At 67.7% G+C, this 20,911-nt stretch carries 20 protein-coding genes, 3 tRNA genes and 1 pseudogene; 5 read left to right on the plus strand and 19 right to left on the minus strand.

Annotation, left to right across the window (positions count from 1 at the left end; translation table 11 throughout):
* Positions 1–45 precede the first annotated feature (45 nt).
* Complete coding sequence (locus GBA65_RS11655; RefSeq protein ID WP_166396700.1) at positions 46–582, plus strand: GNAT family N-acetyltransferase; 537 nt, start codon at positions 46–48, stop codon at positions 580–582.
* On the opposite strand, the gene pheT is transcribed toward GBA65_RS11655, so the two are convergent.
* From pheT to GBA65_RS11740, 17 genes and pseudogenes are all read right to left on the minus strand, one after another.
* Positions 579–3,032: a phenylalanine--tRNA ligase subunit beta gene (pheT, locus tag GBA65_RS11660; RefSeq protein WP_166396701.1), complete on the minus strand. Its 2,454-nt coding sequence runs from the start codon at positions 3,030–3,032 to the stop codon at positions 579–581. The genes GBA65_RS11655 and pheT overlap by 4 nt on opposite strands.
* A gap of 27 nt (positions 3,033–3,059) precedes the next feature.
* Positions 3,060–4,082 (minus strand): phenylalanine--tRNA ligase subunit alpha, encoded by a 1,023-nt coding sequence (gene pheS, locus GBA65_RS11665; RefSeq protein ID WP_166398476.1) that lies wholly within the window; start codon positions 4,080–4,082, stop codon positions 3,060–3,062.
* A gap of 13 nt (positions 4,083–4,095) precedes the next feature.
* A complete protein-coding gene (locus tag GBA65_RS11670) occupies positions 4,096–4,977 on the minus strand; it encodes a TrmH family RNA methyltransferase (protein ID WP_166396702.1) in 882 nt (293 codons plus the stop codon).
* Positions 4,978–4,982: 5 nt separating this feature from the next.
* Entirely contained in the window at positions 4,983–5,435 is a 453-nt protein-coding gene (locus tag GBA65_RS11675) for a potassium channel family protein (protein ID WP_166396703.1), read from the minus strand.
* Positions 5,432–6,748, minus strand: coding sequence for a TrkH family potassium uptake protein (locus tag GBA65_RS11680; protein WP_166396704.1), 1,317 nt, complete (start codon positions 6,746–6,748; stop codon positions 5,432–5,434). Before GBA65_RS11680 ends, GBA65_RS11675 begins: the two co-directional genes overlap by 4 nt.
* A gap of 21 nt (positions 6,749–6,769) precedes the next feature.
* Positions 6,770–7,132, minus strand: a complete 363-nt coding sequence (gene rplT, locus GBA65_RS11685; RefSeq protein ID WP_166396705.1) for a 50S ribosomal protein L20 — start codon at positions 7,130–7,132, stop codon at positions 6,770–6,772.
* Positions 7,133–7,321 (minus strand): 50S ribosomal protein L35, encoded by a 189-nt coding sequence (gene rpmI / locus GBA65_RS11690; RefSeq protein ID WP_228281965.1) that lies wholly within the window; start codon positions 7,319–7,321, stop codon positions 7,133–7,135.
* A 115-nt stretch (positions 7,322–7,436) separates the two neighbouring features.
* On the minus strand, positions 7,437–8,057 hold the full coding sequence (infC, locus tag GBA65_RS11695) for a translation initiation factor IF-3 (protein ID WP_166398477.1): 621 nt from the start codon (positions 8,055–8,057) through the stop codon (positions 7,437–7,439).
* Between the two features lie 95 nt (positions 8,058–8,152).
* Positions 8,153–10,081 (minus strand): threonine--tRNA ligase, encoded by a 1,929-nt coding sequence (thrS, locus tag GBA65_RS11700; protein WP_166396707.1) that lies wholly within the window; start codon positions 10,079–10,081, stop codon positions 8,153–8,155.
* Between the two features lie 191 nt (positions 10,082–10,272).
* Positions 10,273–10,344 (minus strand) — tRNA-Val (locus GBA65_RS11705).
* Positions 10,345–10,375: 31 nt separating this feature from the next.
* Positions 10,376–10,446: transfer RNA gene (locus GBA65_RS11710), tRNA-Cys, on the minus strand.
* A gap of 25 nt (positions 10,447–10,471) precedes the next feature.
* Positions 10,472–10,544 (minus strand) — tRNA-Gly (locus GBA65_RS11715).
* Positions 10,545–10,626: 82 nt separating this feature from the next.
* Positions 10,627–11,016, minus strand: coding sequence for a GtrA family protein (locus GBA65_RS11720; protein ID WP_166396708.1), 390 nt, complete (start codon positions 11,014–11,016; stop codon positions 10,627–10,629).
* On the minus strand, positions 10,974–12,185 hold the full coding sequence (locus GBA65_RS11725) for a glycosyltransferase family 4 protein (protein WP_207955713.1): 1,212 nt from the start codon (positions 12,183–12,185) through the stop codon (positions 10,974–10,976). The genes GBA65_RS11720 and GBA65_RS11725 overlap by 43 nt, the downstream gene beginning before the upstream one ends.
* Before the next feature lie 19 nt (positions 12,186–12,204).
* On the minus strand, positions 12,205–13,368 hold the full coding sequence (locus GBA65_RS11730; RefSeq protein WP_166396709.1) for an NAD-dependent epimerase/dehydratase family protein: 1,164 nt from the start codon (positions 13,366–13,368) through the stop codon (positions 12,205–12,207).
* A gap of 46 nt (positions 13,369–13,414) precedes the next feature.
* Positions 13,415–14,420: pseudogene (locus GBA65_RS11735) on the minus strand (isocitrate/isopropylmalate dehydrogenase family protein).
* Positions 14,421–14,489: 69 nt separating this feature from the next.
* Entirely contained in the window at positions 14,490–15,206 is a 717-nt protein-coding gene (locus GBA65_RS11740; RefSeq protein ID WP_166396710.1) for a YIP1 family protein, read from the minus strand.
* A 122-nt stretch (positions 15,207–15,328) separates the two neighbouring features.
* On the opposite strand from GBA65_RS11740, the gene GBA65_RS11745 reads away from it, so the two are divergent.
* A complete protein-coding gene (locus tag GBA65_RS11745) occupies positions 15,329–16,414 on the plus strand; it encodes a hypothetical protein (RefSeq protein WP_166396711.1) in 1,086 nt (361 codons plus the stop codon).
* 146 nt (positions 16,415–16,560) lie between these two features.
* Here the strand turns inward: GBA65_RS11745 and GBA65_RS11750 are convergent, their stop codons facing one another.
* Entirely contained in the window at positions 16,561–16,761 is a 201-nt protein-coding gene (locus tag GBA65_RS11750; protein WP_166396712.1) for a hypothetical protein, read from the minus strand.
* A gap of 107 nt (positions 16,762–16,868) precedes the next feature.
* Here GBA65_RS11750 and GBA65_RS11755 point away from each other — a divergent pair, with 107 nt between their 5' ends.
* A complete protein-coding gene (locus tag GBA65_RS11755; RefSeq protein WP_166396713.1) occupies positions 16,869–18,104 on the plus strand; it encodes a geranylgeranyl reductase family protein in 1,236 nt (411 codons plus the stop codon).
* Positions 18,105–18,176: 72 nt separating this feature from the next.
* Entirely contained in the window at positions 18,177–18,980 is an 804-nt protein-coding gene (locus tag GBA65_RS11760; protein WP_166396714.1) for an MBL fold metallo-hydrolase, read from the plus strand.
* 164 nt (positions 18,981–19,144) lie between these two features.
* On the opposite strand, the gene GBA65_RS11765 is transcribed toward GBA65_RS11760, so the two are convergent.
* Positions 19,145–19,720: a nitroreductase family protein gene (locus tag GBA65_RS11765; RefSeq protein WP_166396715.1), complete on the minus strand. Its 576-nt coding sequence runs from the start codon at positions 19,718–19,720 to the stop codon at positions 19,145–19,147.
* A gap of 119 nt (positions 19,721–19,839) precedes the next feature.
* Between GBA65_RS11765 and GBA65_RS11770 the strand changes: the two genes are divergently transcribed.
* Complete coding sequence (locus GBA65_RS11770) at positions 19,840–20,814, plus strand: malate dehydrogenase (RefSeq protein WP_166396716.1); 975 nt, start codon at positions 19,840–19,842, stop codon at positions 20,812–20,814.
* Positions 20,815–20,911: the final 97 nt, after the last annotated feature.

Raw genomic sequence — 20,911 nt, forward strand, 5'->3', positions numbered from 1 at the left:
CCCGCATATAATGGCGCGATGGGCCGCACCGGGAGGACGCGCGAGTTGATCGGGGAGGGCGTCGAGTTGCGGCGCCACCGCAGGGAGAACTACCCGCTCTACGCGCGCTGGTACGGCGACGAGGAGGTCTGGCGGCTCACGAGCTGGGCGTCGGGGCCGATGCGTCAGTCGGCGGTCGAGCGCCTCTTCAGGGACCGGGAGCTGTCCAGCATCGACGACTCCTTCGCCATCCACCGGGAGGGGGTGGAAGAGCCCGTAGGCGTCATCGGCCTGATGAACGTGAGCGAGGCCAACTCCTCGGCGGACCTCTCGATCATCGTCGGGTCGACCGACGACCGGGACCAGGGCGTCGGGACGGAGGCCATACGGCTCCTCCTCGGGTACGCGTTCGAGGAGCTGCGGCTGCACCGCGTGGGCCTGAGCGTCTTCGACTTCAACGAGCCGGCGATCTCGGCGTACGAGAAGATCGGCTTCTCCCACGAGGGGCGCCTGCGGGGGGCCGTCCGCCGGGACGGCTCGTTCCACGATGCGATCCTCATGAGCGTCCTCGCGGAGGAGTGGGGCGCGGGAGGCCGCCCCTAACCGCTGCGCACCTCGGCGCCGAAGGCGTCGCGCAGGCGGGCGGAGACGCGATCTAGCTCCTCCTTCACCGCCTCGTCGGTGAGGGTCTCCTCGGCCTGGAACGTAAAGTTCAGGGCGACGCTCTTCTTGCCCTCGGGGACCTGCGAGCCCTCGTAGACGTCGAAGACGCGCGTCTCGGCGAGGATCGGGCTGCCGAGCGCGGCGACCTCCCGGAGCATCTCCCCGACGCGTACGTCCCTGTCGACGACGACGGCGAGGTCCATGGAGACGGCCGGCACGTTGACGAACGCGCGGAAACGGGGCTCGGGGTCGGGATCGGCGAACGCGACGTCGAGTTCGAAGGCGGCGACGGGCCACCCTTCGAGCTCGAAGCTCTCGGCGGCCTCCGGGTGCACCTCCCCCACCCATCCGGCCTCTTCGCCGTCCACGAGCACCACGGCGGCCCGTCCGGGGTGGAGGAAGGGCGTCGTGCGGGGCTCGAAGGTGGCACCGGGGATCAGCCTCTCGACGAGCCCCTTGGCCTCGAAGAAGCCCGCGGGCTTCGGCGGGACGTTCCAGCCCGCAGCGCGGACGATGCCCGCGAGCACGCCCGCGACCTTGTTGCTCTCCCCCACCCCCATGAGTAGCTCCGGGGGTACCTCGGCGTCGGGGCCCATCTCGCCGCGCATGCGGTAGCGGAGGGCGTACTCGCGCATCCCCTCCGGGCCTTCCTTCGGCTCGAAGACGTGTCCTACCTCGAAGAGGGCGCCGCCACGGGCGCCGAAGGAGCGGTTGCGGGCGGCGGCGTCGAGGAGGCCCGGCAGCAGGGTGCGGCGCAGGTTGCCCGCCTCGGCGCTCAATGGGTTCTGGAGCTTGAGGGGCGCTCCGACGTCCCCGGCGAGCCCGAGGTCCCGCGTCCAGCGGTCGGGGCCGAAGGGGTAGGTGACGGCCTCGTGGAGGCCGAGGTCGGCGAGGAGGCGGCGCAGGGCGCGGAGCTTGCGCTGCTCCGGGGTGAGGCCGCCCACCTGCGGGGCCCTCGGCAGGCTCTCGGGGACGTTCTCGAGGCCCACGAGACGGCCGACCTCCTCGATCAGGTCGGCCTCGCGCGTCAGGTCGCGCCTGAAGGTCGGGACGGTGACGGCGAGCTTGCCCTCCCCGGCCTCCACCTCGCAGCCAAGTCCACGGAGACGCTCGGCGGCCTCGCCCTCCCCGACCGGCATCCCGAGCAGGAGCTCGGCGCGCGGGAGGCGGAGCGGCACCTCCCACGGCTCGACGGGCTCGGGGTAGAAGCTGAGGGTATCGGGGGCGGGCTCGCCGCCGGTGGTCCTCGCGATAAGGTCCGTCACGCGGTTCATCGCGAAGTCGACCATATTCGGGTCGAGACCCCGCTCGAAGCGCCCGGAGGCGTCGGTGCGCAGCGCGAGGCGCTGGGAGGTCTCCATTATGTTGCGGCCCGCAAAGGTCGCGACCTCGACGAGGACGTCGGTGGTCTCGTCGCCGACCTCGGCGGTCTCCGCGCCCATCACGCCCGCCACGACAAGGCCGCGCTCCTCGTCGGCGATCACGAGCATCTCCTCGTCGAGGGAGCGCGTGTGGCCGTCGAGCATGGTCATCTTCTCGCCGGGATGGGCCCGCCGGACGACGATGCCGCCCCGGACCTCGCCGGCGTCGAAGGCGTGAATGGGCTGTCCGGTCTCCAGCATGACGTAGTTTGTCGCGTCGACGACGGCGTTGACGGGGCGCATCCCTGCGGCGTGGATGCGGCGGCGCAGCTCCAACGGCGCCTTCTCGCCGGGGCGGACGCCGGAGACGCGCCTGAGATCGTAGCGGGGGCAGAGCTCGGGGGCTTCCACGCGCAGGGTGTAGGCGCCGGTCGGCTCGCAGGAGGGGTCGAAGACCGGCTCGGGGACCTCGAACTTCGTGTTCAGGATGGCGGCCAGCTCGCGGGCCACCCCGATCATGCCCCACAGATCCGGCCGGTTCGGGTTGACGTCGAGCTCCAGGACGGTCTCGCCGACGGGGAAGTAATCCGAGACGGGGCGTCCGACCTCGTAGGAGTCGTCGAGGAGGAGTATCCCGGAGTGTTCGGCGGAGATGCCGAGCTCGCGCTCGCTCATCATCATGCCGTTGGACTCCTCGCCCCGGAGCTTCGCCTTCTTCAGCTTTCGGCCATCGGCGAGGACGCTCCCCGGCACGACGACCGGGACGCGGGCGCCGGGGTACGGGTTGGGGGCGCCGGCCACGATCTGCACGATCTGCCCCCCGAGGTCGACCTTCGCCACGTTCAGCCGGTCGGCGTTGGGGTGCTGCCCGAACTCGACCACCTCCCCGACGACGACCTCGCCGTCGAGGACGCCGAAGCGTTCGATCCCATCTACCTCCTGGCTGCGCAGCGAGAAGAGGTCGGCCAGATTGTCGGCCGAAAGGTCGAAATCTACGTACTCGCGGAGCCAGGAAAGCGGGACGCGCAAAGTGATCTCCCTCTAAGGACTAGAACTCTAAAACTGCTGAAGGAAGCGGAGGTCGCCCTCGAAGAAGAGCCTGAGGTCCGGGATGCCGTACCTGACCATCGCCATGCGGTCGGGTCCCATGCCGAAGGCGAAACCGGTGTACTCCTCGGGGTCGTAGCCCGCCTCGGAGAGGACCGCGGGATCCACCATCCCGGCACCAAGCATCTCGATCCAGCCGGCACCCTTGCAGACCTTGCAGTTGGGGTCGCTCCCGCCGCAGACGAAGCAGCTCACGTCGAGCTCTACCCCAGGCTCGACGAACTGGAAGTAGCTCGGCCTCAACCTCACCTTCACGTCCTCGCCGAAGACGTGCCGGGCCATCGCCGCGAGCGTCCCCTTGAGGTCCCCGAGGGTGAGCCCCTTGTCCACCGCGAGGCCCTCGATCTGGTTGAACATCGGCGTGTGCGTCGGGTCGGAGTCGCGCCTGTATGTCCGCCCCGGACAGACGATGTAGACCGGCGGCTCCTGCGAGAGCATCGTCCTGACCTGCACCGGCGAGGTGTGCGTCCTCAGGACGAGACCGTCGTCTAGGAAGAACGTGTCCTGCATCCCGCGCGCCGGGTGCCCCGGCGGGATGTTCAGCGCGGTGAAGTTGTAATAGTCCGTCTCGACCTCGGGGCCCTCCGCGACCCTGTAGCCCAGGCCCACGAAGAAGTCGACGACCTCGTCGATGATCCGCAGAGACGGGTGAAGGCTGCCCTTCGGGTACGGCACCCCCGGGAGCGTGACGTCCACGGCCTCGGCCCGAAGCCGCTCCTCCCGCTCGGAGACGGCGACCTCGGCGAGGCGCTCCGCGAGGGCGGCTTCGATCTCCTTTGTCGCCCTGTTCGACGCCCCGCCGACGGCCTTCCGGTCGTCCGGGGGCAGGTCGCGGATGCCCTTCTTTATCTCCGTGAGGTCGGCCGAGCGGCCCAGGTAGCGCACGCGCGCGGACTCGAGATCCTTCGTGGTGCCCGCGTCGGCAAGGGCGGAGAGGGCCTCCGTCTTCAACTCTTCTATGCGCTCAACCACGGACATCTACGGGCTATCCTAGCATACGGCCGTGGGCCTCGTAGATCAGGATCGAGGCCGCTACGGCGGCATTCAGAGACGGCGCGAGCACGGGGATGGTGACCCTGAGTGAGCACGCCACGGCCACCTCCTCCGAGAGGCCCGCCCCCTCCGATCCCACCACGAGTACGAGCTTGCCGGCGGGCAAATCGGCGGGCGCGTCTCCTCCCTCCGGCATAGCCGCCGCGGAGGCGAAACCAGCGGCGTGGGCCGACGCCAAGAAGCCGGTCGGATCGAGCTCGCGGGCCACGGGGGCGTGGAAGAGAGAGCCCATTGTGGCCCGCACGGTCTTGGGGTTGTACAGGTCGGCGGTCCCGGAGGAGAGGGCGACGCCCGCCCCGAAGGCGTGGGCGGCCCGGATCGCGGTGCCGACGTTCCCCGGGTCCTGTACGCCGTCGAGCAGGACGATCAGGTCTCTGCTCCGGAGCAGCTCGTCCGGGGGAACGTCGAGGAACGGGAACAGGGCGACGGGGCCGGTCGGGGTGGTGAGCGTGGAGAGTCTCTTGACGGCGGCGGGATCGTCGTAGGTCTCCAGCGGAGGTTGCGGCGATGAACCGACGAGGTTCCGGCCCTCGGCCAGGAAGAGGCGCTCCGCCTCGCGGTACTTCTTCTGCTTGAGCTTCGCGAGTCGCTTGAGGTCGGCCGCGGAGGGCATCAATCCAGTTCTTTGAGCTCGTCGAGGCGCCGCTTCGGGCCGCCGAGGACGAGGAGATCCCCGCGCTCCAAGGGCAGGTCGGAGCGCGGGGGATGGTATCCCCCGGCCGGCGGACTTGACGGTGACGACCTCGACGCCGTTCTTCTCGGGGAGCCGGAGCTCCTTGAGCGTCCTGCCGACCCACCCCTCCGGGGTCGTCATCCGAATCAGCGCCTCGTCCTCCCGAGATCCAGGTAATCCTGGATTCCGGGCGAGGCTATGCGGTGCGCCAGGGCCTCGCCGAACTCCCTCTCGGGCTGCACCACGTGGTCCGCCCCAACCCTCTCGAGCACCCGGGCGTGCAGCTCGCTGCTCGCACGCGCGAACACCACCGGCACCCCGAGGTCTTTCAAGATCAGGGTCACCAGCACGCTCGCCTGGTCGTTGTTCCCGACGACCACCGCAGCCCCGTCGAAGCTCTCGAGCCCGAGGTCGCGCAGGACGGTGCCCTCGGTCGCGTCGGCGGTCACGAGGCTGGCCCCGGGCAGCTCCGCCGCGAGGTCCTGGATGCGCTCCTCGTCGCAGTCTATCCCGAGGTAGTCGTGCCCCAGGGTGTCGAGGGTCCTGACCAACGAGGTCCCGACCCGGCCCATCCCTATTACGGCGAACTGCTTACTCATCCGATCGCAATATCCTCCTGAGGGTACGTGTAGCGCCGGGGCTTGGAGCGCGCGGCGAGGGCCACTATAAGGGTTATCGTCCCGACCCGCCCCATGAACATGACCGCAGCGATCAGCACCTTGCCGAACGCGCTCAACTCCGGCGTGACGTTGAGCGAGAGGCCCACCGTCCCGAACGCCGAGGTGACCTCAAAGAGGGCCGGCAACAGCGGCAAGCGGTCGGAGACCATGAGGGCGAGGGTCGCCACGAAGATGATCGACGCGCCCAGGGACAATAGAGCCAGCGCCTCGCCGACGAGGTTCCCCGGGACGCGGCGTCCGAAGGCCGTCAGCTCCCGCTCCCCGCGGATCTGTGCGACGAGGATAAGGAAGATCAGGGCGATGGTGGTCACCTTGATCCCGCCGCCGGTCGAAACAGGGGCCGTCCCTATGAACATGAGCACGGTCTGCACCGCGAGGGTCGGGTCGGTTAGGTCTGCGTAATCCACGGTCTGGAACCCGGCAGTCCTCGGTGTGACCCCCTGAAACACGGACTGCGCGAGCTTGGTACCGAGCGGCTCGCCGCCCATCGAGGCCGGGTTGGTCCACTCGAACGCCGCGAAGCTCGCCACCCCGACGACCAGCAAGATTGCGGACGGCACGAGCACGAGCTTGGAGTGCAGGGTGAGGTATCGACGCCTCGGGTAGTTGTAGAGGTTCACGAGCACCGGGAAGCCGAGGCCGCCCGCGAGGACGAGCACGGCGAGGACGAGCGTCAGGGTCCAATCACCGGCGTAGGGGTAGAGGCCCTCCGCGAGGTTGGAGAAGCCGGCGTTGCAGAACGCGGTCACGGCATGGAAGAGGCCGTAGCCCACAGCGTTCATGAGACCCACCCCGTCGAGGGCGAATCGCGCGGTCAGAAAGAGCGCGCCCGCAAGCTCCACCGCCACCGTCACGAGCGCCACCTGGCCGATCAGGCGCAGCACGTTGCGCGGGGCGTCGGGGCTACCAAGCTCCTCGCGGACGGTCAGCAGGTGCCTGAACCCGAGGCGGTCCCGGACCAGCAGCGCGCCGAGGGTCGCCGCGGTCATGATCCCGAGCCCCCCCACCTGCACCAGGCCCGCCAGAACGATCTCCCCGAAGGTACTGAGGGTCGAGGGGATGTCCACCGGGGTCAGCCCGGTGACGCACACCGCGCTGACGGCGATAAAAAAAGCGTCGAGCCAAGATAGCCCGACGCTGGAGAAAGGAAGTTTTAGGAGGACCGTCCCGAGTACGACGAACCCGGCGAACCCCATGACGATGAGCCGGGGGGCCGATATGCGCTCGAACACCGGGACGGCCCCCCGCCGGTCCTAGGCGGCCTGCAGGGCGTCCTTGGCCTTCTCGACCACCGCGGCGAAGGCGGCGGGCTCGGTCGCGGCGAGGTCCGCGAGGATCTTCCGATCAAGGTCCACCTCGGCGAGCCGCAGGCCGTGCACGAACTGCGAGTACGAGAGCCCGTGCTCACGAACGCCGGCGTTGATCCGCTGGATCCAGAGCGACCGGAAGTCCCTCTTGCGCTGCTTGCGGCCCGCGTAGGCGTAGACCCCGCCCTTCCAGACCTGCTCCTTCGCCCGCTTGTACGAGCTATTCTTTGTTCCCCGATAGCCCTTGGCCTGCTCGAGAACCTTGCGGCGCTTCTTGCGGGCGTGAAGGCTGCGCGCGACGCGTGCCAACTACTTCACCCCCAAAAGGCGCATGACGCGCTTCTGGTCGTTGGCGTGGATCGTCGTCTCGGTGTTGAGACGCCGCTTGCGCTTGGAGCTCTTCTTCTCGAGGATGTGGTTGTGACCACTCCTGCGACGCTTGAGCTTCCCCTTCTTGGTGACCTCGAAGCGCCCGGCGGCGCCCTTGTGGGTCTTCATCTTCGGCACGTTTCGTCCTCCACGTTTTCTTTTGTCTGCACTACGAAAGGAGGCTCGCGGCACGGGAGTAGCCGGTTCGCCTCCGAACAGCGAAAGATTGTACCAGACCTTGGCGCTAGGACCGGGCGGCGCTCGTCTCCTGGCTCTCCTGACGCTCGCCCCTGCCGCCGTCGGCCTTAGCCTCGGCCTTCGGGGGGACCTCCTTCTTGGGCGACATCACCATGACCATGTTGCGCCCGTCCAGGTTCGGCTGGCTCTCGATGCGGCCGAGGTCTTCCAGGTCGGTGGCGAGCCTGCGCAGGAGCTTCTCGCCGAGGTCCGGGTGCTGCACCTCGCGGCCACGAAACATGATCGTGACCTTCACCTTGTCGCCGCCGCGGAGGAAACGCTCCACGTGCCCGCGCTTGGTGTTGAAGTCGTGGTCCCCGATCTTCGGCCGGAGCTTGATCTCCCGCACGTTGATGTTGACCTGCTTCTTGCGAGCGGCCTTGCGGGCCTGCTCCTTGCGATACTTGTCCTTGCCGTAGTCCATGATCTTGACCACGGGCGGATCGGAGTTCGCAGCGACCTCGACCAGGTCCAGGTCCTGCTTCTCGGCGATCTCCTGGGCCTCCCTTATGTGCCGGATCCCGAGTTGCTCACCCTTCTCGGAGATCAGACGAACGGAACGCGCCCTGATCTGGCCATTAATCCTTGGTTCTTCTTCAGCGGCTACTGTACACCACTCCTTCCAAATTCGGCTTCTCGGGGATGGGTTGCGGCCCGAACACGGTTAAATCATACCCGAGCGTACCCCAGTCCCCAACCTGCAACTATTATACCGCGTCCTCTCTACTTCCGTCCATAAGAGCCGCGTGATGCAATCTCCTGCCCGGTGCGCTGGATAAAGTCGTCGACCCCGACGGCCTCCTGGGTCTTCTCGCCCCTCTTGCGGACGTTGACCGACCCCTCCCCCGCCTCCGCGTCCCCGACGATGAGGAGGTAGGGTATCTTCTGACGCGCGTTCTCCCGGATCTTCTTCTGCATGCTGTTCTGCGAGCCGTCGACCTCGACCCTGAGACCGGCGGCGGCGAGCTTCGCCCGGACCTCGCGAGCGTACGGGAGGTGCCGGTCTGCAACCGGGATCACGACGGCCTGTACCGGCGAGAGCCACAGCGGGAACGCACCTGCGTACTGCTCGATGAGCACCGCCATGAACCGCTCCGTCGTACCGGTGACCGCCCTGTGCAGAAGGACCGGAGTGTGCGCCTCACCGTCCTCGCCGATGTACTCGCAGCCGAGCCGGGCCGGCTGGATGAAGTCGACCTGGATCGTCGAGAGCTGCCACTCGCGGCCGAGGACGTCCCTCGCCATAAAATCCGCCTTCGGGCCGTAGAACGCCGCCTCGCCCTCGACGGGCTCGTAGGCGATGCCGGCCGCGTCCAGCGCCTCGCGCAGGGCGTCCTCGGCCCGCGCCCACTTCTCGTCGTCGGCCACGAACTTGTCCGAGCCGCGGTCGCGCAGGGAGAGGCGGACCTTGTAGTCCTCGAAGCCGTACGTGTCGAGCACCTCGCGGATAATCTCCAGCGCCCGCGAGAACTCCTCCTGGACCTGACCCTCGGTGCAGAAGACGTGCGCGTCGTCCTGCGTGAGCGCCCGCACCCTCGTGAGGCCCGTGAGCTGACCGCTCTTCTCGTAGCGGTAGAGCGTCGCGAACTCGGCGTAGCGGATCGGGAGCTCGCGGTACGAGTGCGCCTCGCTGTTGTAGAGCGTCATGTGGCTCGGGCAGTTCATCGGCTTGAGCCGGATGCGCGTCTCCCCGTCGACCATCGCGGGGAACATGTCCTCCCGGTAGTGCTCCAGGTGCCCGCTCTTGGCGTAGAGCGTCTCGTTCGCGATGTTGCTCGTCCACACGTGGTCGTAGCCGTGCCGGGTCTGGACCTCGCGCACGTAGCCCTCCATGAGGTGGCGGAGCATCTCGCCCTTGGGCAGGAAGAGCGGTATGCCCGCGCCGACGTCCGGGGAGAACGTAAAGAGCTTGAGGTCGCGCCCGAGCTTGCGGTGGTCGCGGGCCCTGGCCTCCTCGAGCCGCCTGAGGTACGCCTTGAGCTCCTTCTCCGAGCCCCACGCGGTCCCGTAGACGCGCGTGAGCATCGGGTTCTTCTCGTCGCCGCGCCAGTACGCCCCGGCGATGTTCTGGAGCTTGAAGGCCCCGAGAGCGCCGGTGCTCGGGACGTGCGGGCCGCGGCAGAGGTCGAAAAACTCGCCCTGGCGGTAGACCGTGATGTCGCCGTCCTCCAGGGCCTCGACGATCTCCATCTTGTACGGGTTATCCCCGTAGAGCTCCTCGGCCTCGGCCTTGGAGACCTGTTCGCGCACGATCGGCAGGTCCCGCGCGACGATCTCCCGCATCTTCTCCTCTATGGCCGGCAGGTCGTCGTCGGAGATCTTGCCGTCCACCTCGATGTCGTAGAAGAAGCCGTTCTCGATGGGCGGCCCGATGGTGAGCTTGCTCCCCGGGTACAGCTCCATGATGGCCTGGGCCATGGCGTGAGCCGTCGAGTGGCGCAGGACCTCCAACCCCTCCTCGGAGTCCCTGGTCACCACCTCGAAGAGACCACCCCCGTCCACGGGGGCGTCGAGGTCCACGACCTGGCCGTCGAGCTTGGCGACCACGGCATCCCTCGCGAGACGCTTGCCGATCTTCTCGGCCACGTCGCGCGCCTTCTCCCCGGGCTCCACCGCGAGCTCCCTGCCATCGGGGAGCTTTACAGCGGCCATCTTTGATCCTCCGAAGGGCTGCAAAAAGAAAACGTCATCGAGTATCTCCAAGGTTAGCGTCTCTGCTCCGCAAGGGAGATTCTAGTACCGGAACGGCCCTGGGTTTGGAGCGGCTCCACGCCCGCCGTAGGGATAAAGAGCGGGGAATGAGAGAGGCGGGCCCGCTACAGCCGCGAGCCCGTAGTTCGAAGTGGGCGATAATGGATTCGAACCATTGACCTCTTCCGCGTCAAGGAAGCGCTCTCCCCCTGAGCTAATCGCCCGTTGTGCCGGAGACCAATCGTCTCCGCCGAGAGGCGGCACCCGGAATCGAACCGGGGTTAACGGATTTGCAGTCCGGTGCCTCACCACTCGGCCATGCCGCCGTAGCCCCCGTGCCTCCGGGGCCAGAGCGGAAGACGGGATTCGAACCCGCGACCCTCACCATGGCAAGGTGATGCTCTACCAGCTGAGCTACTTCCGCGCTCTCGCGCCCCGCTCTCGCCGAACGCAGTCGTAATTTAGCACGACCCCGGAGCGCTTACAAGCGCCCCTGCGAGGCCCCTCTACCCCTCGCGCGGGAAAACGTAGTACCGCTGCACGAAGTAGCTGAGGGTCGAGGCGATGGACGTCGAGATCACCTTCGCGACGTTCCCCGCGACGACCGGTGAGAGGCCCGTGCTGTTCAGCGCGTAGTGTATGAGCAGCCAGAAGATGGCGCTGCTGACCCCGACGCCGACGAGCGCCTGCAGGGCGAAGAGCCCGCCCTGCTTGAGGCCTGGGTGGGCCTGGCCCCTGAAGGTCCAGAGCGAGTTCAGGACGTACGAGTTGACGTTCGCGAGGACGAGGGCGACGAAGTTGTAGAGCACGAACTGCCACGGCTCCTCCGTCGGGTAGGCCCACAGCAAGAGGTTCAGCACCGCAAGGTCCACGACGGCGTTGATGACGCCGACCACCGAGAACTTGGAGAAGCGTCGGGCGAACCGCCCAGCCGATCCCCTTCTCCTTCATCTCGCCATGGCCTCCCGGTAGTAACCGCGAAGGGTGGCCGTCGACGCCTCCCAGGTCCGTCCCTCGGCCGCGGTACGTGCCCGTCGCTCAAGCGCAGGCGCGTGTCCTCGTCGGCGAGCACGCGCCGGACGGCGGAGACCATGCTCTCCACGGAGCCGGGATCGTAGAGGAAGCCGCTCTCCCCCTCGGAGACGACCTCGTGGGTGGCGCCGCTGCGCGCCGCGATCACCGGCAGGCCGGAGGCGAGGGCCTCTATCATGGCGAGCCCGAGCGTCTCGGTGGTGGACGGGAAGACGAAGGCGTCCGCCGAGGCGTAGGCCTGCGCGAGCTCCTCCCCCTGTAGCATCCCCGCGAAGACCGTGGGCGTCCCCCGAAACTCGCGCTCGAGCTCGCCGCGCGCGGGCCCGTCGCCCACGATGGCGAGCCGCGTCCCCGGGACCCCGGAAAGCACCCCCTTGAGCCCGGCGATGTTCTTCTCGTGCCCTAAGCGCCCGACGTAGAGCAGGAGCCGCTCGCCGGGGCTACCGCCCGAGAGCCGCACGCGCAGGTCCTTGGAGAGCTTGTCGGGATGGAAGCGCCTGGCGTCGACCCCCTGCGGCCAGAACCGCACGCCCCGGACCCCCTCGCTCTCGAGGTACTCTTGCGTGGTCTCGGAGGTGCACAGGTTGATCCTGGCGCGGTTGTGAAGCGCGCGCACCCAGCGGCGTCCGAGCCCGCCGAGGAAGCCGAGGCCGTAAAACCGAGCGTAGACCGTCACGTTGGTGTGGTACGAGGCCACGAGCGGCGCTCCCATGCGCCGGGCGTAGAACACCCCCGAGGCCCCGAGCACGAACGGGTTGACGACGTGTACGAGGTCGGGGCGGAAGCGACGGAGGGCGCTGCCGACGCTCGGGTTCGGGGGGGCCAGCTTGATCTGAGGATACGGCGGGAACGGCACCGCCGGCACCCGATGTATGGGGGCGCCCGCGTACGACGAGGGCCCCTCCCCGTACTTCGGGGCGATGATGAGGAACTCGTCGCCGAAGGCGCCCAACTCGTCCAAGGTGTGGCGCAGGCGCGTCACGACGCCGTCGGTCGCCGGGAGAAAAGACTCTGTTACGAACGCGATCCGCAAACGTATCGCCCGGATGGTCCTACTTGTAGTGCGGCTTGCGCCAGTTCACCTGCGGGGCGAACGTCTCCGGATGGATGCGGTCCCGGTTCTCCATCGCGATCAGCAGCAGCTTCTCGACCGTCTCCTCGTTCAGGAGGTGCGGCTTCAGCCCGAGGTCTATAAGACGGGTGTTCGCAGCCTTGTAGTAGTGCGTCTCCTTCTCGACCCGCGGGTTCTCCAGGTGCACCAGGTTCGGCTCCAGATCTAGCGTCTGCGCGACCTTGGCGACGAGCTGCCCAAGCTCCAGCACCGACCACTGCTCCGTAAACTGGTTGAAGACCCGGAACTCGCCCCGCTCGGCCGGGTTGTTCGCCGCGAGCTCGATGCAGCGCACCGTATCGCGGATGTCGATAAAGCCGCGCGTCTGGCCGCCCCCGCCGTAGACCGTGATGTCGTTCCCGCTCGCCGCCTGCGCGCAGAAGCGGTTCAGCGCCGTCCCGAAGATGCCGTCGTAGTCGAAGCGGTTGGCGAGCACGGGGTCGGAGGCCGTCTCGTCCGTCTCGACGTTGTAGACGACGCCCTGGTTGAGGTCGGTGGCCCTTAGGCCCCAGATCTTGCAGGCGAAGTGGATGTTGTGCGAGTCGTGGACCTTGGAGAGGTGGTAGAAGGAGCCGGGCTGCTTCGGGTACGGCAGCGTGTCCGTCCGGCCGTTGTGCTCGATGGTGATGTAGCCCTCTTCGATGTCTATGTTCGGCGTGCCGTACTCGCCCATCGTCCCCAGCTTGATCAGGTGGCACTCCGGCACGATCTCGCCGATGGCGTACATGATGTTCAGGTTGCCGACGACGTTGTTCACCTGGGTGAAGACGGCGTGGGAGCGGTCGATCATTGAGTACGGCGCGCTCCGCTGCTCGGCGAAGTGGACGAAGGCGTCCGGCCTGAAGCGGTCCACGATCTCGTAGACGTAACGCTCGTCCGTAAGGTCGCCGGAGGCGTAGCCGATCTCGCGCCCGCTGGTCTCCTGCCAGCGGGCGACGCGGGTCGGCAGGTCCGAGATCTCCGTGAGCGAGTTGGTGCCGAGCTCCTCGTCCCAACCCCTGCGGCTGTAGTTGTCGGCTATAAATACTTCGTGACCCTGCGCCGACAGGTACAGGGCCGTCGGCCAACCGCAGAATCCATCACCACCAGCTACGAGGACGCGCACCGACCCTCCCGTCTTGAGCCTATACGAACCGAACCAGTGTACCCCTCTAAGACAGGTTTGAGACTATCGCTTGTGTAAATTCTTTGGTGCCCGCCGTGCCGCCGAGGTCCTTGGTCCTCGTCTCGGGCTCTTGAGCGCCGCCTCGATGCCGGCCTGCATCCTCTCTCCGTCCTCCTCGTGCCCCATGTAGTCCAGCATGTTCTTCGCCGAGAGGAGCGTCGCGAGCGGGTTTGCCCGGTTCTGGCCGGCGTACTTGGGGCCGAGCCGTGTACCGGCTCGAAGAGCGCGAGCTCGTCCCCGATGTTCGCCCCCGGCGCCACGCCGAGCCCTCCCGTGAGGCCCGCGCAGAGGTCCGAGAGGATGTCCCCGTAGAGGTTCGGACAGACCATCACGTCGTAGAGCTCCGGCTTCATCACGAGCTGCATGCTCATGTTGTCCACGATGCGGTCGTCGATCTCCTCGAAATCGTTCTCGTAGTCCTTGGCGACCTCGTAGAAGACGTCCCGGAAGAGGCCATCCGTAAACTTCATGATGTTCGCCTTGTGTACCACCGTTATGTGCTTGCGGCCGAGCTCCTTCGACTGCTCGAAGGCCAGACGGCAGATTCTCTCCGTACCCTCTCGCGTGATGATCTTGATCGACTCCGCCGCGTGCTTGCCGACCTGGTGCTCGACGCCAGCGTAGAGGTCCTCCGTGTTCTCCCGGAAGATAATGAGGTCTATATCCTTGTACCGGAGGTCGAGGCCCGGCAGGCTCAGGTTCGGCCTGACGTTCGCGTAGAGGTCGAGCTCCTTGCGGAGCGCCACGTTCACCGAGCGGAACCCGGTCCCGACCGGGGTGGTCAGCGGCCCCTTCAGCGCTACCTTGTTGCGCCGGATGGACTCGAGGACCTCCTCGGGTAGGGGCGTGCCCTTCTCCTCCATGACCGTCTCGCCGGCCTCGGCTACCTCCCACTCGATGTCGGTGCCGAGGGCGCCGATAACCTCCTTCACGGAGTCTGTTAGGTCGGGACCTACGCCGTCCCCCGGAATGAGAGTGACCGTCTTCGCCACGCGAATACCTCCTCGACTCGAAATTTGAGCCAGTATAGCGGTCGCGCGTTGGGGCGGCTAACGGCCCCTTTATGCGAATTGGAGAAGTATCGCGGCACCAGTTACGAAGATGATAAAGAAGATGACTACCAGCACGGGAAGGGCGACGACGGCGGCGGCCCTCTGGTTGGTCGTGGCGTGGACCTCTCGAATACCGAAGTACGCCACGTACAGCCCATATATGGCCGCGATGATGTTCACGATCGGTATCCACGTCAGCAGCTGTATCGCGGAGACGTAGCAGACCACCCGGAAGGTCGCCTCGAAGCCGCCGTTTGAGGGGCGCACGAGCAGGAGCACGAGCAGATGGTAGACGCCAGCCGTAATCAGCAGACCGATAGCCGTGAATATCGGGGCGAGGATCACGCCGACCAAGAATCCTCCGATACCTGTCGCCGCCTCGGCCCCGCTGAGTGCGGAGAACACGGATCCGAAGACGAGACCGACCAGCCCGCCGAGCAAGGCCGAGATGAAACCGCATATAAGCCCGTATACCCCCGGGTTGATGAAGTCCCCCTGCCGCGACATGCCGCGAAAGAACTCTTTGGGCCTCGTCAAGACCGCGACGGTGGTCCTGACGAAGCTGTTTATGGGGTCGGAGAGGCTGAACTCGCCGCCCGATCCTCCAGGAGATGGGCCGGCAGGAGAACGTGGCGGACCCGTCTCCCCGCTGCCGAACAGCGGGCTCGACGAATCGTCTGGGCGGCGTGAAGGCTCCCCGGAACCGCGTCCCGTGTTGAAATCCATTGTCGTCCTCCTAGGAGAGTAAGCGTTACGGAAATCTAGCCGTTGGGGTCGCCGGGCGCAACGCTCGCGCGTGTTACTGTAGAATCACTTTAACGGGTTGGAGAAGCGGGGAAGGTCTCATTTTGTCTTCCACCATAGAGACGCTGGAGCGGGAGCTGGGGGAAGCTCAGCGCGAGCGAGAGGAGCAGCAGCGGGCGGTCATCCGGGCGGAGAACGCCCACGAGGCCGTGTGCGCCGCGCGCGACGACGCGTGGTCCGCCGCCGAGGATTTCGCCCAGGACGACGAGGTCGAGCGCCTCTCGGCGCTGGTGTATCAGCGGAGGCGAGAGCTTTACGAAGCGATAGACCGCCTGAAGGCCGCGGAGGGCAAGGAGCGGAGGATCAAGAGCCGCCTCATGTACGTGCTGCCGGCGGAGCGGCGGCGCTACCTCTCCGGGACGGTGGACGAGGAGTTCGAGCGGCTGCTCCTCTCCGTGCGGCACGCCTACTCGCGCGACCTGCCCGGGGCGGAGGTCAGGGTCGTGACCGAGAAGCCGGGGGAGCTGGACTTGCGCGGGGACGCCACCTGGAGGGCCCTGGAGAGGCTGTACTCGGGGACGGTGCGGCGGTGGGTCGAGATCCGCACGGGCGCGGCCCCCGGGTACGCGGAGAAGGCGTGCGCCATGGCGCACCAGGTGGCGTACTACGCCGGCGGGCACCTCCCGCGCGTCTTCGTCGGAGGCGAAGAGATCCGCATGACCGGGGCGACCCCCGGAGCGGGCGAGCCGCGCGGGGACACGGGGCGGCCGCTCGCGGGCTTCGACGGGGAGAAGGGGCAGCTCGCCCTGGCCCGCATCACCGCCCGCCGGTACCTCGACGAGACGTCGGTGGCGCGGCTGAGCAAGCGGGCCCCCGCGCTCGTCCAGATCTCCGAGATAGCCCGCCTCTACCAGACCATGAACCTCACGGGCGACGAGATCCGCTGGCGACTCGAGCAGTTGATCTCGCTGAGGCTCGACGTTCTCGAAGCAGTCTACACCCTGACGGGCGAGAAGCGGCGCTTCTCCTTCTACGAGATCGCGCGCGCCGCCCGCCTCCTCGACGGCCACTTCCCCGATGCCGGCGTGGCCGCCGAAGCCCTCTCCCGCGCCGTCAACCGCGCGGTCGAGACGGGCGTCCCCCTCGTGGACGTCGCGTACCTGAGCGTCACCTCCGGCGAGGGCTTCTAAGCAAAAAGCGCGGCGTCGGGAGACCCTGCCTCTCTTACGGGCTTCCAGGCTGCATCGAGGCTACCGGCAGGTCCGGCGAGGCGAGAGCTCGCCAGATTTCCCCGGCGGGCCTTCTTACCGAGGGCCGGGATTGTAGCGCTTGTTGCTCAACCGTCGGACAGGTCGTGTTCGGGGACGGAGAGGTTGTATGGGCGGGCCGGTCTCTCGGCGAGGACGCGCACCTTGTAGACGAAGTCGGGGACGAACTCCCCGCGGCGGACCTCGAGTATCTCGACGGGCTGGCCCGTGGCTTTGAGGGCGGCGCGCCCTCCTACCTCGTAGCGCGCCGGACGGTTGCGGTCCACCATGATCCACTTCCCTTCGGTTTGAGATACGGTTTCGGGGCGAAAGTATAATGGCGCGGAGGGTCGGCCTTGCGGCCCGTTTATCGACTGTTTGGAGAGGCGGTGGTCGGATGACGGCGAGCTGGGACCTTATCGTGGTGGGGGCCGGGCCGGGGGGCGCCTCGACGGCTTACCACTCGGCGCGGGCGGGGCTGAACGTCCTGCTCCTCGACCGCCAGGAGTTCCCGAGGGACAAGCCCTGCGGCGACGGCCTCATGCCGCACGCGGCGGGAGAGGTGGCGCTGATGGGCCTCGGCGAGTGGCTCGACGAGCCGGGCCACGGCAAGTTCTCCGGGTTCTCCATCTACACGCAGACCGCGTACCTCCGCCAGAAGGTCCCCCCCACCTTCCACGGCCCGCACGGCTACGTCATCCCCAGGGAGGAGACGGACGCCCGCCTCGTCGAGCGCGCCACGGAGGCCGGCGCAGAGCTTCGCACCGGGGTTCGGGCGACGGAGCTTCTGCGGTCTTCGTCCGGCAGCGTGACCGGGGTCGAGGCGGTCGCGGTCGGGGACGGGGGTGAACCCTCGAGGTTCGGGGCGCCGCTGGTCGTGGCCGCGGACGGGATCGGGGGGTTCGCGGGCGAGGGGATGAAGGCTCACCAGAACTCCGTGGCCCGGCGGCAGTACTTCAAGGGGGTCTCCGGCCCGAACAAGGAAGACCTGCACGTCTTTATAACCAGGGACATGAACGAGCACGGGGCGGGATACGGCTGGGTCTTCTACTTCGGGGACGGCCGGGCGAACGTCGGGGCGGGCGTGTCGACGAAGACGCTGGCGCGGTCCGGGCGCAACCTCAAGGACTTCTACGACCGGTTCCTGGAGGAGCCGGAGATAGCGGCGTGGCTGGGGGACGCGGAGCCGGAGGGGCCCGCGAAGAGCTGGTCGCTGAAGATGGGGATGTGGGGCGCGAAGCGCCACACGCAGGGCCTCATGACCGTCGGGGACGCGGCGAGCATGATCCACCCGATCAGCGGCGAGGGGGTCGGGTACGCGATCGAGTCGGGACGCCTCGCCGCCTCCTGGGCCCACGAGGCCCGCGCGCGGGGCGACTACTCGGCCTCGGTCCTCAAGGGCTACGCCACCCAGCTCCGGCAGAAGCGGGCAAAGGAGCACATCTCGGGCTACGCCCTCACCAACCTGGTGCCGAACCTGCAAACGATGGAGCCCCTGTTCGCCGCCTGCGAGAAGGACCCGGCCGCGCGCCGCGCCCTCGTCGAGGCGTTCACCGGCGACGCTCCTACCTACGCGCTCCTCAAGCACCCCCGCATGCTCGCCCGAGCCATAAGGGAGGCGGTCCGCTCCTGACCCGACGGCCGGGCGGCGGGCCCGGCTCGGCCCGGGCTTGTATGCTGGCGGCTCCCCTACGAGAGGAAGGCGATGGCCAGGGAGACCTTGAAGGTGGGAGAGATCGAGGTTCGGGTGCTCGACGACGGAATCTTCGTCACCGACGCCGGCAACCTCTTCGGCCCCGACGCGAAGCGGGCCAAGATCAAGGGCGGCATGCACCCCGTGCTCGTCCGGTCCGGCGACGCCCTGGTCCTGCTGGACGCGGGCTTCGGTCCGGAGCTGCCCGAGATGCTCGTGGGGCGCTACGAGATCCGGCGCGAGAGGGGCCTCGTGGAGGACCTCGAGGAGGCCGGGTACGATCCCGGGGACGTTACGCACCTCGTCCTCTCCCACCTCGACCCCGACCACGTCGGCTGGGCGCTGAACTCGAACAGCTTCCCGAACGCCACGGTCTACGCGCAGGAAGCCGCGTTGGAGGAGGCGCGCAAGATGCCGGAGAAGGACGGCAGGCGTCTCGCCGTCTCGCCGGTAGAGAACGGCGTCTACGAGGGCTGGTTCGAGCTTCTAGAAGGCCCGAGCGAGATCGTCGAGGGGGTGCGCGTCGAGGTCAGGAGCGGGCACGCGGAGGGGCACCAGATCGTGTGGATCGAATCCGGGGACGAGGCCGCGCTCTACACGGCGGACCTCGCCCCCGCGAAGATCTGGCTGAACCCCGACCTCATCAGCGGCGTCGACACGGACCCCGAGGCGGCCCGCAAGAACCGCATCGAGGTGCTGACGGAGGCGGAGGAGCGCGGAGCCCCCGTCATCCTCTACCACGAACCGAAGGATTTCCTCGTTCGCATCCAGGGGAAGGACGGGGGCTTCGAGGGCGTCTCCCTGGGAGACGCGTAGGGCGCGGCTAGCGGCGTCCCCTGCGGCGGCGCTGCTGGATCTTGCGCCACAGTATTGGCGCGGCCATTATTGCGAGGCGTCTGAGCAGAGTTCCCACGTTCTCTCCTTGGGGTAGCTTTCTCTCTCGTATACGAACCTACCCGTCCGAGGTTGCCGCCACTCCCCTACCCCTCGTGCCAGACCGTCCTGCTGGTGGCCGGCTCGCGCCTACGGGGCCTCTCTTCCACGTCCCCGTAGCCGAGGTAAACGAAGGCCACGACCTGATCCTCGCCCTCCAGCCCCAGGAAGCCGCGCATGTAGGGGTGGTAGGCGATGGGGCCGGTGCGCCAGATCGTCGCGAGCCCGGCAGCGTGCGCGGCGAGCTGCATGTTCTGGACGGCGGCCGAGCAGGCGGCGTAGTTCTCGAGCGTCTCGACCTCGTCGCGGCCCCCCTTGGAGACCACCGCGATGACCACGGGAGCTCTGAACGCCTTCTTGCGCTCGCGGCTCAGGCGGCCGGAGATCGTCTCTTCCTCCTCGCCCTCGGCCTCGGCCATCAGGCGCGCGCACTCCGCGCGGGCGCGGGCGAACTCTCCCCGTCCCTTCCCGACAAAGACGTGGAAGCGCCACGGCTCGGTCATCCTGTGGTTCGGGGCGTGGACGGCGCTCTCCAGGATCCCCTCGACGACCTCCCTGGGGATGGGGTCCTGCTTGACGCGCCCGACGCTGCGGCGCGTCTCTATTGCCTGGGTTACTTCCAAAACTCTCCTCGCTTGTGGACGCATCGTCAGGGGTATTTTACTGCGAGGGGGCGGCGGCAGAGGCATGCGGGGTCCTCTATCATTGATCCGTAAAAGCTAACAAGAGGAGAGATAAGCTGATGACAAAGACCGTAACGGTTACCGGCGCGGCGGGCGCGATCGGCTACGCGATCCTGTTTCGTATAGCGTCGGGCCAGCTGCTCGGGCCCGACGAGAAGATCAAGCTGAAGCTCTTGGAGATCGAGCCGGCGCTCAAGGCCGCCGAGGGGACGGCTATGGAGCTCCACGACTGCGCCTTCCCGCTGCTCGACTCCATCGACATCACGGCCGACGCGAACGAGGCCTTCGACGGCTCCAACGTCGCCATGCTCATCGGGGCCCGGCCGCGCCAGAAGGGGATGGAGCGCGCCGACCTCCTGGAGGCGAACGGCGCGATCTTCGGGCCGCAGGGCCAGGCCATCAACGCCGGCGCGGCCGACGACGTGCGGGTCCTGGTCGTCGGCAACCCGGCGAACACGAACGCCCTGATCGCCATGAACAACGCCCCCGACGTGCCGCGCGAGCGCTTCACCGCGATGACCCGCCTCGACGAGAACCGCGCGGTCTCGATGCTCGCCCAGAAGCTCGGCGTGGGCGTCGAGGACATCCAGGACCTCGTCGTGTGGGGCAACCACTCCCCCTCGATGTTCCCCGACCTCTTCAACGCGAAGGTGAGGGGCGAGCGTGCCGTCAACCAGGTCGACATGGACTGGTACGAGAACGAGTACATGCCCGCGGTCGGCAAGCGGGGCGCCGCGATCATCGAGGCGCGCGGCGCGTCTTCGGCGGCCTCCGCGGCGAACGCGGCGATCGACCACATGCGCGACTGGGCCCTCGGCGCCGACGGCCTGCGCTCGATGGCGGTCCCTTCGAGCGGCCAGTACGGCGTCGAAGAGGGCCTCGTCTCGTCCTTCCCGGTGCGCACCCAGGGCGGGAGCTACGAGGTGGTCGAGGGACTCGAGGTCGGCGACTTCGCGCAGTCGAAGCTCGACATCACGGTGAACGAGCTCAAGGAGGAGCGCGACGCGGTGAAGGGGCTCGGGCTGCTCGGCTAGCCCCGTGCGGTAGCCACCGCTCCGATCGCTAGAGCCGACCCAGGCCGGACGAGCGCCCCGCTGGGAGCAGCGGGGCGCTCGTCCGTGGTCGGGGCGC

Origin of the sequence: Rubrobacter marinus (assembly GCF_011492965.1) — a bacterium.
GTDB lineage: Bacteria > Actinomycetota > Rubrobacteria > Rubrobacterales > Rubrobacteraceae > Rubrobacter_F > Rubrobacter_F marinus.

Bases quoted from the DNA above. Each gene is read 5' to 3' on its own strand.
- rpmI (WP_228281965.1), bottom strand. From the start codon at position 7,321: ATGAAGACCCACAAGGGCGCCGCCGGGCGCTTCGAGGTCACCAAGAAG.
- thrS (WP_166396707.1), bottom strand. From the start codon at position 10,081: ATGGCCGCTGTAAAGCTCCCCGATGGCAGGGAGCTCGCGGTGGAGCCC.
- GBA65_RS11675 (WP_166396703.1), bottom strand. From the start codon at position 5,435: ATGAGTAAGCAGTTCGCCGTAATAGGGATGGGCCGGGTCGGGACCTCG.
- GBA65_RS11770 (WP_166396716.1), top strand. From the start codon at position 19,840: ATGACAAAGACCGTAACGGTTACCGGCGCGGCGGGCGCGATCGGCTAC.
- GBA65_RS11755 (WP_166396713.1), top strand. From the start codon at position 16,869: ATGACGGCGAGCTGGGACCTTATCGTGGTGGGGGCCGGGCCGGGGGGC.
- GBA65_RS11670 (WP_166396702.1), bottom strand. From the start codon at position 4,977: ATGACGACCCCGGAGGGGTGGGTCGGCAGGACGCTCAAGGAGCTCCGG.
- GBA65_RS11740 (WP_166396710.1), bottom strand. From the start codon at position 15,206: ATGGATTTCAACACGGGACGCGGTTCCGGGGAGCCTTCACGCCGCCCA.
- GBA65_RS11760 (WP_166396714.1), top strand. From the start codon at position 18,177: ATGGCCAGGGAGACCTTGAAGGTGGGAGAGATCGAGGTTCGGGTGCTC.
- GBA65_RS11750 (WP_166396712.1), bottom strand. From the start codon at position 16,761: ATGGTGGACCGCAACCGTCCGGCGCGCTACGAGGTAGGAGGGCGCGCC.